General features: G+C 45.1%; 14 protein-coding genes and 1 pseudogene. 9 read left to right on the top strand and 6 right to left on the bottom strand.

Features of this window, described 5'->3' with window-relative positions; translation table 11 throughout:
• Positions 1–78 precede the first annotated feature (78 nt).
• Positions 79–1,017, bottom strand: coding sequence for an aldo/keto reductase (locus FU659_RS29515; protein ID WP_147950850.1), 939 nt, complete (start codon positions 1,015–1,017; stop codon positions 79–81).
• Positions 1,018–1,040: 23 nt separating this feature from the next.
• The gene (locus FU659_RS29510; RefSeq protein WP_187274483.1) at positions 1,041–2,045 is read right to left on the bottom strand and encodes a Gfo/Idh/MocA family protein; all 1,005 of its coding nucleotides are present in this window, start codon (positions 2,043–2,045) and stop codon (positions 1,041–1,043) included.
• A 134-nt stretch (positions 2,046–2,179) separates the two neighbouring features.
• Between FU659_RS29510 and FU659_RS38460 the strand changes: the two genes are divergently transcribed.
• Both FU659_RS38460 and FU659_RS38455 read left to right on the top strand, forming a co-directional pair.
• A complete protein-coding gene (locus tag FU659_RS38460) occupies positions 2,180–2,527 on the top strand; it encodes an AraC family ligand binding domain-containing protein (RefSeq protein ID WP_315971381.1) in 348 nt (115 codons plus the stop codon).
• Positions 2,524–3,024: a helix-turn-helix transcriptional regulator gene (locus FU659_RS38455; protein WP_315971380.1), complete on the top strand. Its 501-nt coding sequence runs from the start codon at positions 2,524–2,526 to the stop codon at positions 3,022–3,024. Before FU659_RS38460 ends, FU659_RS38455 begins: the two co-directional genes overlap by 4 nt.
• Here FU659_RS38455 and FU659_RS29500 read toward each other — a convergent pair.
• Complete coding sequence (locus FU659_RS29500; RefSeq protein WP_147950848.1) at positions 3,013–3,825, bottom strand: glycosyltransferase family 2 protein; 813 nt, start codon at positions 3,823–3,825, stop codon at positions 3,013–3,015. The genes FU659_RS38455 and FU659_RS29500 overlap by 12 nt on opposite strands.
• Before the next feature lie 66 nt (positions 3,826–3,891).
• Here FU659_RS29500 and FU659_RS29495 point away from each other — a divergent pair, with 66 nt between their 5' ends.
• The 3 genes and pseudogenes from FU659_RS29495 (at position 3,892) to FU659_RS29485 (ending at position 8,738) form a co-directional block, all read left to right on the top strand.
• Positions 3,892–6,360 (top strand): HAD family hydrolase, encoded by a 2,469-nt coding sequence (locus FU659_RS29495; protein WP_147950847.1) that lies wholly within the window; start codon positions 3,892–3,894, stop codon positions 6,358–6,360.
• Positions 6,361–7,144: 784 nt separating this feature from the next.
• A pseudogene (locus tag FU659_RS29490) lies at positions 7,145–7,862 on the top strand (class I SAM-dependent methyltransferase).
• Between the two features lie 216 nt (positions 7,863–8,078).
• Entirely contained in the window at positions 8,079–8,738 is a 660-nt protein-coding gene (locus FU659_RS29485) for a hypothetical protein (RefSeq protein ID WP_147950846.1), read from the top strand.
• A 54-nt stretch (positions 8,739–8,792) separates the two neighbouring features.
• On the opposite strand, the gene FU659_RS29480 is transcribed toward FU659_RS29485, so the two are convergent.
• From FU659_RS29480 to FU659_RS29470, 3 genes are all read right to left on the bottom strand, one after another.
• Entirely contained in the window at positions 8,793–9,719 is a 927-nt protein-coding gene (locus FU659_RS29480) for a DMT family transporter (protein WP_147950845.1), read from the bottom strand.
• Between the two features lie 2 nt (positions 9,720–9,721).
• Entirely contained in the window at positions 9,722–10,573 is an 852-nt protein-coding gene (locus tag FU659_RS29475; RefSeq protein WP_147950844.1) for an AraC family transcriptional regulator, read from the bottom strand.
• Between the two features lie 129 nt (positions 10,574–10,702).
• Positions 10,703–11,605: a helix-turn-helix domain-containing protein gene (locus FU659_RS29470; RefSeq protein WP_187274482.1), complete on the bottom strand. Its 903-nt coding sequence runs from the start codon at positions 11,603–11,605 to the stop codon at positions 10,703–10,705.
• 150 nt (positions 11,606–11,755) lie between these two features.
• On the opposite strand from FU659_RS29470, the gene FU659_RS29465 reads away from it, so the two are divergent.
• The 4 genes from FU659_RS29465 (at position 11,756) to FU659_RS29450 (ending at position 15,839) form a co-directional block, all read left to right on the top strand.
• On the top strand, positions 11,756–12,598 hold the full coding sequence (locus tag FU659_RS29465; RefSeq protein WP_147950842.1) for a sugar phosphate isomerase/epimerase family protein: 843 nt from the start codon (positions 11,756–11,758) through the stop codon (positions 12,596–12,598).
• 3 nt (positions 12,599–12,601) lie between these two features.
• Positions 12,602–13,621 carry a Gfo/Idh/MocA family protein gene (locus FU659_RS29460; RefSeq protein WP_147950841.1) on the top strand — a complete coding sequence of 340 codons (1,020 nt, stop codon included), beginning with the start codon at positions 12,602–12,604 and terminating at the stop codon, positions 13,619–13,621.
• 157 nt (positions 13,622–13,778) lie between these two features.
• Complete coding sequence (locus tag FU659_RS29455) at positions 13,779–14,378, top strand: carbohydrate-binding family 9-like protein (protein WP_187274481.1); 600 nt, start codon at positions 13,779–13,781, stop codon at positions 14,376–14,378.
• Between the two features lie 273 nt (positions 14,379–14,651).
• Positions 14,652–15,839, top strand: a complete 1,188-nt coding sequence (locus FU659_RS29450; protein WP_222708670.1) for a lactonase family protein — start codon at positions 14,652–14,654, stop codon at positions 15,837–15,839.
• The last annotated feature ends 377 nt before the right edge of the window (positions 15,840–16,216 follow it).

Genomic DNA, 16,216 nt, shown 5'->3' with positions numbered 1-16,216 from the left:
CGTCTATGTATCGGACACCGGCTCTAGGAGGAGTCCTAGGAAAAAAGCCTCCCTAGGGGAGGCTTTGAGATGTATCCGTTAAACCACGGCTTCGGTTAAATCTAGCCAAGCCATCTCTTGCTGGGAAAGCTTCAATTGTGCACCTTCAAAGCAGGACTTCATTTCCGCTTCATTGCGAGGACCGATAAGTGCGCAGGCAGGGAACGGCTGGTTCAGGACGTAGGCCAGCGCGATCTGAATGGCTGTAACGCCTTTTTCTTTAGCCAGCTGTGTGGCGCGTTCCAGACGCATCCAGTTGGCGTCGCTATAGAAAACGCGGACGATGTCTTCATTCTCGCGATTATCCGGCGTGAACTTTCCGGTGAAAAAGCCGCGTGCTTGCGCAGACCAAGCGAGCAGAGGAAACTGCTTCGCTTCATGCCAGCGCAGCGCTTGCTCGTCACTGGACACGCAGCCGGCCCAGAATGGCTCGTTTGGTTTGGCTAAGCTTAGATTCGGACTGCTGAAGCTGAAGCCTACTAAGCCATGCTGCTTCGCATAGTCGGCAGCATCCTGAAGCCGCTGATGCGTCCAATTGGAGCCGCCAAAGGCTCGAATACGCCCAGCTTCAAGATGCTCATTGAGAGCCTCTAGAATGACCCCGACCGGTACAGACGGATCATCCCGGTGGAGCGCGTAAAGATCAATATAGTCAGTACGCAAACGCTCTAGGCTGGTGAGTAAATCACTATGAATGGCTTCCTTATTGACGCGTGGACCCTGCTCATCATGATGGGCACCTTTGGTAAAAATGTTCATCGCATCACGGTTTCTCTGCTGTTCGAGCCAAATGCCAAGTGCCTGCTCGCTCTCGCCGCCACAATAGATGAACGCGGTATCAATGGTGTTCCCGCCAATAGCTAAGTAATGTTCCAGAATGCTGCTCACTTCATCGCCGTTATTCAATTTGAAAAAATCAGAGCCCATAATTAATTGGGATACGGGCTTATCAAGTCCTTGAATCTGAATCTGCTTCATGATTATTCATCCTCCGTTTCTATTTAAGTGTGATTAAGAACAATACGCGCGCGTTCTTGAGCCGATTTCAGACAAGCGTCAATGAGCTTCATATTAAGGACGGCATCTCTCGGAGCGAATCGGAGCGGCTTATCTCCCCACGCGGCATGAGCCAAATCATCAACTTGAAGGGCATATTGATCAAGGAAAGGGACTTTTTCTTCACGGCGCTCATTCCCTGTGTATACAATAAAATGGCCCAAATCTTCTGTATGCGTCATAAAAGCCGAGGGAATCTCAATGCGCCCCTTCGAGCCTAGGATCTCGATCGTATTGCGGAACGCAGCCCACATGCCGCAGTCGAATGTTAAGGCAACATTGCCGCTGAACTCTACGAGTCCAGACATCATCATGTCGACATGGTCATGTTCAGGTGAAAAGAAAGCATGTGCCGTTACGGCTTCCGGTTCTCTGCCCAGCAGCAGCCGGGCAGCACTTAGCGGATAGCAGCCAACATCGTAGATAGATCCTCCGCCCCATTCACGGACGAAACGCACATTCTTCGCGTCTTCTGGATTACTAAATGTGAAGGCCCCATGGATGCCGCGAACATCACCAATTTCTCCGGAATCAATGATTTCCTTGATGCGCTCGTAACGCGGATGGTGGCGATACATAAAAGCTTCAGCGAATAGAACGCCAGCTTGTTCACATGCCGCAACCATCTCTTCCACTTCAGCGGCATTTAGAGCCGCAGGTTTCTCACATAAAACATGTTTACCAGCCTCAGCCGCACGAATGGTCCATTCTTTGTGCAAATGGTTGGGAAGCGGTATGTAAATAGCATCAAGGGTCGGATCGGCAATCAATTCTTCATAGCTCCCATAGGCAGTTGGAATATCCAGCTTGGCAGCGACTTCCTGTGATTTGTCTAAATTTCGGCTAGCAATGGCGGCTACGAATCCGGTTTCAGAAGCCCTAATACCCGGAATACATCTGTTGATCGCGATACCCGCACAGCCTAGAATTCCCCAACGAAGCTTTGTCATGATTATGAATTCTCCTTTGCAAAATAAATTTCATAACGTTATATTGTTATTATAAAAGGGCTGAACTAAAATGAATATAATAATATATTGCATTGACTAGCGTAATATTGTCATTACACGATGGAGGGTTCGGGATGCAAAGACATGTGATGCTGCCCAAGCTGCAGCAGTCTTCTTATTTCATATTTCCGGAATCTGTTGGTTGGTATAGTGATCAGCCGAATCATATCGTGAGCCGACCCGAGGGTGCTTGGACTACTTATAGTTTGCATTTTGTCATCTCGGGCAAAGGCTATGTGGAGTTGGATGAAGTTGTTCATCCGATTCAAAAAGGCGATGCGTTTCTGTTTTTTCCTTATCAAAAGCAAAATTACTATAGTTCGAAGGATGACCCTTGGAATGTGCGATGGGTGCATTTTTATGGAGAGCATTTGAAGGAGTTTTTGTTGGAAAAGGATTTTTACGCAATTTGTGGACGTTGAAGAGGTGGAATGAGCTGGAAGAGGCTTATCATGAACTCTTATTGGAGGCGGAGGCAAATCAAATTCTTCATACAACGAGACTCACTACGCTAACTTATATGATTTTGAGCGAATTCATGAGCTACGCGGCACCTTTAACGGTAAATAGGGGAATGGAGTCCGTGGATCGTATTCTCGCTTTACTTCCGGCCATGCAGCATAGAGCCTGTGAGCCCTTTATTTTGGAAGATTGGGCGGAGCAGGCAGGGGTAAGCACCTATTACTTCTGTAAATTGTTTCGCAAAGCGATGTCGATGACGCCGCTCTCTTTTATCACTTTGTGTCGCATACAGTTTGCTAAACAGCGGCTCATTGAGAAAGAGAACTGGCCAATCAAGGACATCGCGGGCGAAGCCGGCTATACAAGCGCAAGTTATTTTAATCAGAAGTTTCAGGAGCACGAGGGAATGACGCCTAGTGAATTTCGCAGCCTATATGCCAGAGGATTATTTGGCTAAGCGGGAACGAATCGGTTGACCATCCCAAATGAGCTCAGTAGCCGCTTGGCGGGCTTTCACTTCGGGCTCTTCGAGAAGGAGGAAGAAATTTTTTGTAGGAAGTTCGCCGAGTTGATGTTTAACCGAGAGTAAGTCCAAATAGGGACGCATATGATCATGCTGACCCGACATATTGTTGCCTTGTTGGGAAAATGCATAAAGCACACTTGCAATGGGTGCACGCTTGACGAGAAACCGTTCTGCGGTTCTTAAGAAGAAGTCCCAATCCCAGTAATGGAATACCTCTGTGTCAAAGGGCCCCAATGCCTCGATAAGCGCAGGACGAAACATACAACCTGAAGAGAAGAAAGTAGAAAATTTCCGCATGGCCGGAAGATGACATTCATAGGCAAAAACAAACCGATCCGTCATTAAACGCGTATTGTTTTCATACACATAATCAAAAATTTCAACATCCGGATACACGAGATCAAAGCCTTCGATTTCTTGGAGCATTCGCTCGACATGGATGGGAAGCAGCAGGTCATCATCATCACAGAGCATGATAAAATCACCCTTGACCTCTTTTAATCCCCGGTTGCGCGCATGAACGTGCTTCATGTTCTGTGGCATATTAATAATTTGGATATCTAGCTCCGGGTACAAGATCTGAATGAAATCGACCGAGGGTCCGTCGTCGTTAACGATGATGATTTGCAAGTTTTTGTATGTTTGGCGATATAGGGATTCAGCAAGCTCAGCAAGCTCAATTTGGCGATTGTAGGTTGGAATAATAACGGAAACTAAGGGTTGATAAGTCAATGTAACCACCTCCGATCTCTATTATAGTCCAAGCTGATCGGAATGCAAAAGTAAAGGAGGAAAATCATGGAGCTGCAAGCAACCTCTTTATTCATCGACTCGCGAGATCTTGATTTATGGAAAAAGGATACTTATCTAGAACATCTAAGTGCAGACTTCGTGAATATTCGGCTGTTAAGTTTGGATATTTTTGATACCTTATTATTTCGAACTTGTGCTGGCCCAACGGATGTATTCATGAAAGCAGCTGTGAAAGCCTTGCAGTCAGGCAGTCTATCAACCTCTATTTCGCCAACAGCTTTCAAAGAAATGCGGATTCTGGCTGAACATAGAGCTCGAGAGCGGCAACATAACCTATCTGGTTTTGGCGAGGTGACTTTAACGGATATCTATGCTGAGCTGCAGCAAGGGATTGGCGATAAGCAGCATCTCGCTCGTTTAGAAGTGGAAACCGAAGCCGAGGTTTGCTATGTGAACCCGCACATAGCCTCATTGTTGTATGCCTGTAAGGAACGGGGGATCCCCGTGGCGCTGTTATCCGATATGTATTTAGGGTCGGAGCAGCTTAGGATGATCCTGGCGTCGGCAGGTCTTGATTTGTCTGCTGTAGATACGCTTCTTGTTTCGTGTGAGGAGCATGACGGGAAGTCATCGGGGCGCTTATTTGCCAGACTGAAAGAGATTTATCCACACCTTCATGGCAGCGATATCGTCCATATTGGCGACAATGTGGCAGCTGATGTGGAAGGTGCTTCCAAACAAGAAGTAAGGGCTGTTCATTACAATGTCGTTCCTGAACAATTTGAAAGTATCCATCACTGGGAATATGTGCAGCATGGCCATGTGCTGCCCGAATGGAAGTCGTTACGGAAACTGGTTGAAGCCTCAGATTGGTTCGTCGCGAAAACGGATGCGAATCGGCCTTTTTACCAATTTGGGGCCAACGTATTAGGCCCCTTTCTGCAATCGTTATGCGATTGGGTCCTAGATACGTGTGCAGCTGAGGGAATAAAGGTAGTGCATCCGCTTATGCGAGAAGCGTATTTGCTCGGTCCACTGCTGGAAAATTGTGCGCGTATGCGAGGCATTCCACTTGATGTGAAGCCGCTTTATGTTTCTAGACAAGCGACATATTTGGCCTCGCTCGAAAGCTTTGGGTTAGATGAGTTGATGTATTTGTTAGCCATCCATGGGGTGAAGGTAGGCGAGCTCTTCGAGATGCTTGGTATTCGTGAAGAACGGATGTTCTTTGCCGAGTATGTAGAGGAACAAGCCGAGGACTGCAAACAATTGAAGGATGAACAAGGCCAAAATGTATATGAAAAGTTAAAAGATTTTCTGCTTAGTGAACGTATAGGTGGCAAAATAGCATCCGCGATCGAGCGGAGTAGACAGCTTATTATCGCATATTTGATACAAACTTGCGGTTCACCGGAAAAATTGGTGACGATCGATATCGGCTTCAATGGCACGATTCAGACATCGTTAGAGAGGATCGTGAGCCAGGCAGGATTCCGGCCGCAGATGATGCATTTACTGGCTGTTGGAAGTCATCGGTTAAGTGCTCTGAGGCTAAATGGCACGGATATCCGCTCCTTACTTTATTCCGGTGCGGATGGTAGTGAGGAGGGCAAGAGAATCTCTAGAACTCCTGCATTTCTGGAGGAGCTGATGATGGGGGAATTTGGATCTGCATTAGGGTATGAAGAGGATACATATGGACAAATTCGGCCCATTCTGGCTGCCTTACATCGCAGTGAAGAGGAGCACGCTAAGAAACGATCTTGTCAGGAAGGTGTATTGGCATTCCAAGGCTACTATGATTATCTGTTAAAGCAAAAGCAAGGTCAATTGAAACGGGCATCCGAGGAGCCTATCTCTTGGAGTAAGCCGCTTCATCGGGCATTGGAGATGCCCAAGCCGGAGGAAGCGCAGATGTTGGGTGATCTGACCCATCAGGATAATTTCTGTACGACCTATACGGCACCGATTTGTGAAGAGGTCTCGGAGGCATGGTTTGCGCAAGGTCCAATAGCCTTCCTGAATAGCTGCAATTACGGTCCATCGATCCTGAATGCCAATTGGCCGCAGGGTATGGTTACCAGACGTTTTCCTTATGCGTTGTATACCTATTATTTGAGGCAAAGGGATGGGTTCGGGACTCAGTCCATGCTGTTCACCTTATTTCAAAAGGTGAAGCAGAATGGGATGTCCGCTGTTCATGTATATGGCACGGGAGCCTTTGCTGAGCAGGTGCTTAAGGCAGCTTGGTTTCACGGAATTCAAGTTCCGTATTGGATCGATCCGCGTGTGGCTGCAGGTACCGAACCTTGGGGGCGATTCACTTATACTTCATTGGAGCAAATCAAGAAGGAAAGTGTGGTGCCGCATTTGGAGGATGGAACGGACAAAAGCCCGGAAAACCATACCTATATCCTAGCTACGCTTTCTGATATGGCTGCTTACAGACATGTAATATTGCGCGAGTATGAAGGAACGGGGATCACTCCGACCATCTACGAGCTTCTGCCTTAAAAAAACGACCTATTGCTTCGCACTTGTAAGGTGCGGCTGCAACAGGTCGTTTTTACATATGCCGGTGGGTTAGCCAATCGTATTCACCGTATTCAAGCAGGCTGATCTCAGAGTTCTTGTATCAAGCAGTACGTAACCAAAATCCCCCAATGAGTAGTTATGCCGACGTTGACCATCTTCATCTGATAGGCCATAGTCGCGGGGGAGGGGCAATGTTATTTTGGAAGTAAAATCCATCCTATATATGTTGAACTAATGGTTCTCGTTTCAATGGAAAGGATTTATTCCAGAGCAAGGATTGTGAAGAAAATGATAAAAATTACTGCAATTGTACATCTTTTTTTCTCCGCATCGATTCGCGTGATTACATTCATGCGAATCTACATGTTTTCTCCGCTCCCGTTTGAGTTGGGTCCATAATCCGTGCGAATTCCTGCACTTTTGCAGGAATTCCTCATGAATAAGCCATTTCGATTAAAAAAGCCTGCACGATTGCAGGAATTTCCTTTTCGTTGTATCCTCTACTGGACAATGTATACTCTTGCTATTCCTCAGGCATGCGGGATTCTTTCGTTCAACTTATATAGTTGTACGAAGTAAATAAAAGATTTTCATAAAGCTTAGTTGACGGGCAGTATTTATTAATTAAAATGAAATTTTCAATAGAACCTATTTATTGTGTAATGGTAAAGTATAGATAACTTTGATCAAAAAGGGGACCATATGGAGAACCTTAACTTTTGACAAGGTGAAAAAAAGATCAAGTTAGGAGTTTTTGGTTACTATGAAACAGAACAAATATGATGATCTCGGATTTCGAAAATACAGTCAGATGCCTCGTTCGATCGGTGGACTAAATGCTGCTGGAGAATGGCCTGTACTTCGTACGATGCTTCCTGAACTTCACGATAAAAATGTGCTTGATCTTGGATGCGGTTTTGGTTGGCATTGCCAATATGCGCGCGAGCAGCAGGCCAGGTCAGTGGTGGGGGTAGATCTCTCTGAGAAAATGTTAGCTCATGCCAGAGAAATCACGATCGATTCCGCGATCGAGTATCGTCAGCTGGCGATTGAAGACATTGACTTTAGAGCTGGGGAATTCGACGTGGTGATAAGCTCGCTTGCCCTTCATTATGTCGAACGTTTTGATATCATTTGCCGTAAAGTTCATCATTGTCTTGTACAAGGGGGCAGCTTTATACTCTCAGTTGAACATCCGGTTTTTACCGCACTCGCTGCACAAGACTGGTATTATGGTCCGCAAGGCGAGCGATTACATTGGCCTGTTGACGACTATCAGAGTGAAGGTCTGCGAGAGGCAAGATGTCAGCAAGTACCATCGAACTATCGCCACCTATATGAATGCGTTAATTGATTCGGGATTTACAATTACCAAGGTATCCGAACCTCAACCAACACAGGAAACACTGGCGAAGTATCCCGAAATGCGAGACGAAACCCGTCGTCCGATTTTTCTGTTGATCGCAGCAGATAAGAATTAATAATTGTGATAGACCTCTGTTTCTTGCCGAAGCTATGTACAGTAGACTATTCATTCGCTATTTTTAAAAAAACCAGTCAATAACACGAAGTGTTAAACTGGTTTTTGTCAACTTTTAAAACTCTGTTGAGTTTTGTTTCTGCGCAATTTTGGCAGATTACTTAACAAACGACGAAACATGCCGTATACTCGTAAAAAACGGCAAAGGGTTGGGGTAATGAGAAAATATATAATAGGATTCCTCGTAGGAGCCATTGTGACGGCTGCAGGAACGGCTTACGCAGATGAAATTGCGAGTATCGTAGGAAAGAAAATCGAGGGTCAGTTCCCGGTAAAAATTGCCGGCAAATCTCTGACGACACAAGCTGTTGTCTTGGAGGGAACGAGCTATTTACCTGTTCGGGCCATCGGAGAAGCGCTGAACATGGATGTGATGTTCAATGCTGATTTGGGCATTGAGCTCAAAGAGAAGGCAGCAGCATCGCTGCCCGCACAGCCGCTGAAGTCGGTGCAGGACCAGATTGATGAACTTAATAAGAGAATAGACGGAGATAAGCATCTTATTGCATTTAATAAAAGTGTGGTTATAGCCAATTCGAATTTATTAAAGGAATCCACTGTACCTAAGGAAGATATACAAAAGGTCATTATTGAAATGAATAATCAAATTTCAGAAAGTGAAAAACGCATTGCCGACTTTGAGGCGCAGATTGCGGCCTTGCAAAATAGTTCGGATCCAACGATCATCCTTAAAGGACAAATCGATGTCTTAAGTCATGAAATAGAATCGCACAAAAGTATCTCGATGACCATGACGCCAGTGAGTCTGAATATAGTAAGATTAGTGCATTGCTATTTGACAAAGAAAAAAAATTAAAAGAGCTTCAAAATCAATTGAATCAACTGCCTAGAGTGAAATAAAGAAGGAGCCCTATGAGGCTCCTTTACTAATTATATGTTTCTTTCTTTTATAATCGAATTTCGAGCGATCCGAAACAAACAGACCTACCAAAGTGAGAAAGGCTCCTACTAACGCTACCCATGTAATTCTCTCCTGCAAAATAAGGGAAGAAGCCGCTATTGTAATGATAGGCACAATATAAATATACAAGCTTGTTTTTACGGCGCCCAGAACCCCGACAGCCCAGTTCCAACTAACAAAACATAAGGCGGAAGCGGCAAAGCCCAAGTATAAAAGGTTCAGTAAATTAGGCATTCTTGTGAATCGATCCATTCCGAAGTTGAATTCCAGCACAAACAGAGCAGGTACCATGAACAGCAATCCATAGAAAAATACCTTGCGGGTGCTCCCGACGGTGTGATAACCGAAATGGCTTATTTTTCGCATTAAAACGGAATAAACGGCCCAAACGATGGAAGCGAAGACCGCTAAGAGGTCCCCTAAAGGGTTCAGCTTTAATAAAAAACTGCCGTTGAATCCAACTAAGATAAGACCTATGATAGCGATGATAAACCCTGCAAAAAAAGGAAGGCGAAGCTTTTCACCCTCTAAAAAGAAGTGCGCCAAAACAGCTGTGAAAAACGGTGCTATGGAAACGATCACACCTGCATTCGAAGCAAGCGTGTAGGTAAGAGCGATATTTTCCAGTAAAAAGTAAAGCGTGACGCCACAAAGCCCTGCTGTGATAAATAGCAGTTCCTCTTTAAACGTTTTTGTCTTTACACGATGGCGATAAACAAGCAGCAGCGTCACATAACCGATTATAAAACGGAAAAACAGTATTTCTAGGGGAGTAAAATCAGTCAATAATACTTTGGTAGATATAAATGTTGTCCCCCAAATCAAAATAGTAATAAAAGCTGACAAGTGCCCGGCTGATATCCGGCTGGAATCCATAATTATTTTTCCTTTCCAATGAGCGGATGTGCTTGTATCTCAGGTGTAAAAATCTTCAAGTATTGCTTCGGCGTTAAACCAATTAGCTTTTTGAAAAAGTTTGAAAAATGGCTTTGGTCGCTGAAGCCTGTTTGAAAGGCGACCTCCATAGGCGGGATGCCACGCTCCAAAAGCTTCTTTGCATGGCCGATCCGAATCGTTTCGAGATAACTGTATGGAGAGATTCCCTTCTGTTTGGTAAAAGAACGCAGCAAATGGTATTTGCTTAATTTCGTTAAAGCACTCAAGTGGTCAAGCGTAATGGTTGTTGCGTAATTAGATTCCAAATAATCACAAACCGCTCTAACTTCAGAGGTCGTCTCGTGTATAGGTTGTGTAGAAACAGTATCCGCATATTCCTGAATCAGCTGCTCGATAAGAAACAGAAACAGTTCTTCTTTTTTGAAATCCTTATCTTCCTGATAAATCATAAGATGCAGCTCTCGTAAGGAGGCGGCAAGTTCATTTTGATAGAGAACATTTTGCGTAAAACGGGGCAGGTACTCCCGGCCTGTGATTTCCCGTACGGTCTGACGCATAATGTCGACTGATATGTTGATGCATCGATAGTCCAGTGTTTTTCCGTCCATTTGCTCGCAAGCGTGGGCATCCTTTGGATTAAATAGGATCACATCGCCGGAGTTGATGATATATTCCTCATTTTTACATACCAAATAGCGCTGACCCTTTTCTATAAAGCCAATGACATAATAGTCGTGAAAGTGATTGGGAAACTTCTGCATAATGCCTTTAAAGCGATAAGCTTCCACCTTTAAATCTTTATCAAAGCATACCTTTCGAACTTCATGTGCCATAGGGTCCTCCTTGTTGTCTAATCATGTATGGATAACATACCATAAAGATAAAGACAGTTCTTGAATGATGTTGCTCAAAAATAAAGAATACACCCTGCTTGGGGTGTATGGGATGGATCAGTTCTGGCATCAAGAATGTATTCTTGCCTTCGCTGTTTTTGCATATTCGGATGGTGACATGCCGGTCATTTTCTTGAATTCTCTGGAAAAATAATGAATGCTCCCATATCCGAGTATCGCGGAAATTTCGGTCACATTATATTTTTGTTCGCGGATTAAGGTTTTGGCTTCTTCTACCTTTAGGTGCTTGAAATACTCCACGACTCCTGAGCCTAACTGACTTTGAAACATATCTTTCAGTCTGCTTTTTCCTAAGTGAAAAGCTCTGCATATCTCATCAAGTGAGAGCGAGCTGGACATATGTTGTTTCATATAATCAATGATTTGCTGAACAGCTTGTTGTTCGGCTTTTTCTTTTTGTGCAGAGGAAAGTTTGGTCGTTGTTTGTCGGCCGGCATTGTCTTCATTATCTCTGATCAAATTAATGAGTAAAATTTCTAAAAAGGATTTAATCACCTGCTCGCTGGCGAATGGAGCGTTTGGATTTCTTTCTAAATGATGAATGGCAGGATTATCAAACGGTGGATAAAAAGTTTGAAATCCTTCTTGCAAAATAGAGGAGAGCAGGTTCCGCTCCCGATCCTTCAGTGCAATCACTTTGTTGTGAAAATAATCCATCGCAGGCGACAAACATTCGAATGAAATCACAATGAGGTTTGGAGGTTTATGCTCCTGATTGACTCGAACGGTATGAAATTCATCAGGCTTATGAAAGATCATGTTTCCTTGGCGCAGCTTCAGGCTTCTATCATCCGCTTGTACATCAACTTCCCCTTTGTCGACGTACAAAAATTCCCAAAAATCATGCTGCTCTCCATCGAACTCATACCCTTTGGCATATTCAAAATAATGAAAGGAGATCAGCTTTTCAATCGAAATCGATTCTTTTAATGATGTTCTGACAAACTCCATGTAAGTCATCCTTTCAAATACATGCGACTCTTTGATTGTAGCATATGGAGGGCTAAGAAGTGCAAATAGTTCGGCTTTTTTGGTAAATGCGAGCCTCCCTTTTTCCACTATAATAAGCAGTGTGAGAACAGGAACAGGAGGCTGATGACGGTGAAAAAAGGGATAAATATATGGTCTTTTCCGGGCGATATGAAAGTTGCTGATTGCATAGATCTAGCTGTAGATGCGGGGTTTGAAGGAATAGAACTTGCCTTGAATGAAACGGGAGAGCTGAGCCTTGCAAGCAAGGAGTCCGAGATAAGGGAATATCAGAAGCGGGCTTCGGATGCAGGCATCGAACTAACGAGTTTGGCCAGTGGCTTATATTGGACGTATTCCCTAACGAGCTCTGAATCGCATACTCGGGACAAGGCTAAAAACATCGTAAAAAAACAGCTTGAAGCTGCTGCGATTCTTGGCGTGGATACGATTTTAGTTGTTCCTGGTGCTGTTGGTGTCGATTTTATTCCTGATTCAGAAGCAGTGCCCTACGATAAGGCCTATGATTTGGCTTTAGAAGCTCTATCGGAGTTGGCAAAAGAGGCACAATCCGTGGGAGTATCGATCGGTATCGAAAATGTTTGGAATAAATTTTTGCTCTCTCCACTTGAACTGAGAGATTTTATAGATAAAATCAATTCCGATTACGTTGGCGCTTATTTTGATGTAGGCAACGTATTATATGCTGGATATCCGGAACATTGGATTTCTATTTTGGACAAACGCATTAAGAAGGTGCATTTTAAGGATTATCGTCGTGAGGCTGGGGGGCTTAGCGGATTTGTGGATCTTTTGGCTGGTGATGTTAACTACCCGGTAGTTGTAAAAGCATTACACGCAATAGGCTACGATGATTATGTCATTGCCGAAATGATTCCGACCTATAAGCACCACGCGAAACAAATCGTTTATAACACTTCTGGCTCTATGGACGCCATATTGGGGAGGAAATGACGTATGCTGAAAATTGGACTAATCGGCTTAGGTTTTATGGGAAGAACGCATCTTGAAAATTATTTGCGACTTGAGCAAGAAGGCCAACCGATTCAAGTAGTCGCCATCTGTGACGTGGATATGGAAAAGCTGAAAGGTAACTCTGCGGGTGGAAATTTGGATACGGGCTCAACGGCTATTGATTTCGAGCGTTTTAACCGATACACAAGCGTTAAGGAAATGCTGGAGAAGGAACAGCTTGACTGTGTGGATATAACACTTCCGACTTTTCTGCATAAGGAAATAGCGATTCAATGTTTAAACAAAGGGCTGCACGTCCTATGCGAGAAACCAATGGCGTTGAACTCCGCTGAGTGCAAGGAAATGATCGATAGCGCAGAAGTGAATGGGAAGCACTTGATGGTTGGACAATGCCTTCGTTTTTGGCCGGCTTATGAATATTTAAAAGAAATGATAGATAATGAAACCTTTGGTAAGGTAAATAGCGGCTATTTTTATCGCGGTGGCAGCACACCGACATGGGGTGCTTGGCTAACGCAGAAAGAGAAGAGCGGCGGAGCTATGCTGGATATGCATGTTCACGATACGGATATGATCCATTGGTTATTTGGGAAGCCGGATGCTGTATCTTGTCTGGCGAGAAATGTCGTATCGGGCAGCGGCTACGATGTTGTTTCCACGAATTATTCGTTCCCGGATGGCAAGGTTATCAATGCTCAAGCGGATTGGACTCTGCAGGGGGACTATGGTTTTGAGATGCATTATCGAGTTAACTTTGAAAAAGGCAACCTTGTTTTCCATAATGGTCGCGTTCAAGTTAATCCGAATGAAACTGCCGGCTTTACGCCTGAGTTATCATCAGATTTAGGGTATTATTATCAGCTTAAGTATTTTGTCGAATCTTTATCGAGGCAAGAGCCGCTTCATACAGCTACACCTGCGAGCACGATGGGCAGTATTGCCATCATCGAGTCGGAGATTGCATCTGCCGATCAATGTGGCGCTTGGGTACAAGTCAACTAATAGAGAGATTCTTGCTTGGAACGAACCATTAAAATGACTTTAGAAAAATCATGGGCACATCCTCCCTCATCTGGGGGGATTTTTGTTTTTTACGATATAATGGACGTAAGCATTCGAAGACTTTAAGTGTTTTATGAATAGAGGAAGGAATATGTTTATGAAATATGATTGTTATTTTTTCGATGATCCGCCAGGACAGATATCGTGGCACCGTATCGAGTCAATAAGCTTAGTAGAGGTTGTTACAGGTGCGGCTCCTAGGCTCGAAACATCGGTTAAAGCTTGTTGGTCCGAAGAAGCGTTGTTCATACGTTTTATGTGTGAGGATGATCATACTGTGGCGACGATGACTAATCGGGATGATCCGTTATTTCTTGAGGATGTAGTGGAAGTGTTTCTAGACCTTACAGGTACTGGGGAGATGTATTACGAATTTGAGGTTAGTCCGCGGAATGTTGTATTTGATGCCATGATCAAAAATGATCTTCAAGGGCATATCGATGTCGATACATCATGGGATGCGAACGGGTTAGAGACGACGGTAAGGCTTGAAAGTAATGGGAGACGAACGTATGAGATGAAAATTCCATTCACCGATATAGGGCAGCCACCTTCAGATGGAATAGAGTGGCGTTGGAATGCGTTCCGAATCGATGACGATCCACAAGGAAACCGACATTATTGGGCATGGTCTCCTACAGGAGCCGTTCAGTTTCATTTACCGAGGAAGTTTGGGATTCTCGTATTTCATCGATAAGTTGTTGGGTTTGACCGCCGCCATGCGTCGGCGCCACAACGCGCGCCCATTGAAATTAAAGTTCTGACTGAAAGGAATTCGATGTCGGAAATGAAACGCAATCCTCTAAATAGCGATCTGATTTCGATTCTCCCAGAGATTGAAAAAAGCGGGAGAGTAGTTGAACGTTAGTGAACTTCTGGCGATTAGGTAAATGGGTCAAATCTTGGTAAGATGAGTAGAGGAAAGTTATGGAAAGACAGAAACGTATTCTGGATGGAGGTTTTGGATGGCATGATTGAAGAATATGAGGGAAATGAAGAACATAATTGGCAGTATTTTTATGTGGGATCTTATACGGATGAACAACACCCAGATGGTATTGGTCTGTACAAGCTGGATCCTGTCAGCGGAAGCATAAAACAAATAGCATCTTATTCAGACTTGCCTCATGCATCCTTCCTTGCGCTCAATGAAAAACGTACGATTCTGTATGCCGTTAGTGAAGCTGAGACTTTTCAAGGTGAGCTCGGCGGCTCGGCGGCCGCGTATCAGATTGAGCCGGAAACCGGAAAGCTGAGCAAATTAAATGAACAGCCTACGCATGGTTCAGCGCCTTGTTATATTAGTTTGGAGGAGATAGGCAATCACGTGTATGTTGCGAATTATTCAAGTGGCAGCGTGACGGTTTTCCCTATTGAGGGAGACGGCAGGCTTGGGCAGCATACGCAATTGGTGCAGCATGAAGGGGAACTGGGGCCTCAGACGGATCGTCAAGAGGCTCCGCATGCGCATTCGATTGTTCCGTCACCGAACAATCGGTTTGTGATTTCAGCCGATTTGGGACTTGATCGGCTGCTGGTTAGTGCCATTGACGCGGAGAGCGGCTTGCTTCATCCGCATAGCGAAGCGGCGATGAAGCCGGGGGCGGGCCCGCGGCATTTGGCTTATAGCGCGGACAGCCGGTATGTGTACGCGATCAATGAGCTGGACAGCACGGTTACCGTGCTGCACTTTGAAGCAGACGCGGGAGTTTTGACCGCGTTCCAAAGCATTTCGACGCTGCCCGAGGGCTTCAGCGGCGAAAACACATGTGCGGACATCCATCTCTCTGGAGATGGCCGCCATGTGTATGCATCCAACCGCGGACACGATAGTATCGCGGTGTATGCGGTAGACCGAGCCAGCGGCACGCTGTCGGTCGTGGGTTGGCAGGCGACGCTGGGGCGGACGCCGCGGAACTTTGCTCTGTCGCCGCAGGGGGAGTTCCTCCTCGCGGCGAACCAGGACTCGAACAGCATTACGGTTTCCGCGTGGATGCGGAAACCGGGATGCTGCAAGAAACGGGGCAATCGTCGCGGTATCGCGACCGGTTTGCATCAAGTTTCTTTAGGGAAAAAAGGAAGGCTCCAAGCATGCGTCAGCGGCTTGGAGCTTTTTGTTTATGGGCGAGCATGCTTGACAGCTTTGGCGCACGTTTAGTAGTAAATTGATTCTGACGACAGCAGGTTAGGTGCGCCTGTGAATGCGAAAGAAGTACTGTAATGCTGTATTCCGGTCTTACAGACGGGAAAACTTGCGTGATTCAAGCTGTAAAGCTGAAAGCCATGCTTACAGCGGAGGGAAAGGCGGAAACAGCGGCGAAGGTGCGCTGTAACGCTGTTTTCCGGTCTTACAGACGGGAAAACTTGCGTGATTCAAGCTGTAAAGCTGAAAACCGTGCTTACAGCAGGAGGGAAAGGCGGAAACAGCGGCGAAGGTGGAAGCGTCAAGAAGTTTGTGTAAGGTAGGATTATCCATCGGGACGATGGATAAAAAATAAGCAAATAAATTTCAAGTATAATGATCAGAATTTTCAG

The organism is Paenibacillus sp. N3.4 (assembly GCF_008017805.1).
GTDB lineage: Bacteria > Bacillota > Bacilli > Paenibacillales > NBRC-103111 > Paenibacillus_E.
Note: the sequence above shows the minus strand (reverse complement) of the source record. Positions and strands in the feature narration are given on the sequence as shown.

Bases quoted from the DNA above. Each gene is read 5' to 3' on its own strand.
- FU659_RS29515 (WP_147950850.1), bottom strand. From the start codon at position 1,017: ATGAAGCAGATTCAGATTCAAGGACTTGATAAGCCCGTATCCCAATTA.
- FU659_RS29510 (WP_187274483.1), bottom strand. From the start codon at position 2,045: ATGACAAAGCTTCGTTGGGGAATTCTAGGCTGTGCGGGTATCGCGATC.
- FU659_RS38460 (WP_315971381.1), top strand. From the start codon at position 2,180: ATGCAAAGACATGTGATGCTGCCCAAGCTGCAGCAGTCTTCTTATTTC.
- FU659_RS29495 (WP_147950847.1), top strand. From the start codon at position 3,892: ATGGAGCTGCAAGCAACCTCTTTATTCATCGACTCGCGAGATCTTGAT.
- FU659_RS29485 (WP_147950846.1), top strand. From the start codon at position 8,079: ATGAGAAAATATATAATAGGATTCCTCGTAGGAGCCATTGTGACGGCT.
- FU659_RS29480 (WP_147950845.1), bottom strand. From the start codon at position 9,719: ATGGATTCCAGCCGGATATCAGCCGGGCACTTGTCAGCTTTTATTACT.
- FU659_RS29475 (WP_147950844.1), bottom strand. From the start codon at position 10,573: ATGGCACATGAAGTTCGAAAGGTATGCTTTGATAAAGATTTAAAGGTG.
- FU659_RS29470 (WP_187274482.1), bottom strand. From the start codon at position 11,605: ATGGAGTTTGTCAGAACATCATTAAAAGAATCGATTTCGATTGAAAAG.
- FU659_RS29460 (WP_147950841.1), top strand. From the start codon at position 12,602: ATGCTGAAAATTGGACTAATCGGCTTAGGTTTTATGGGAAGAACGCAT.
- FU659_RS29455 (WP_187274481.1), top strand. From the start codon at position 13,779: ATGAAATATGATTGTTATTTTTTCGATGATCCGCCAGGACAGATATCG.
- FU659_RS29450 (WP_222708670.1), top strand. From the start codon at position 14,652: ATGATTGAAGAATATGAGGGAAATGAAGAACATAATTGGCAGTATTTT.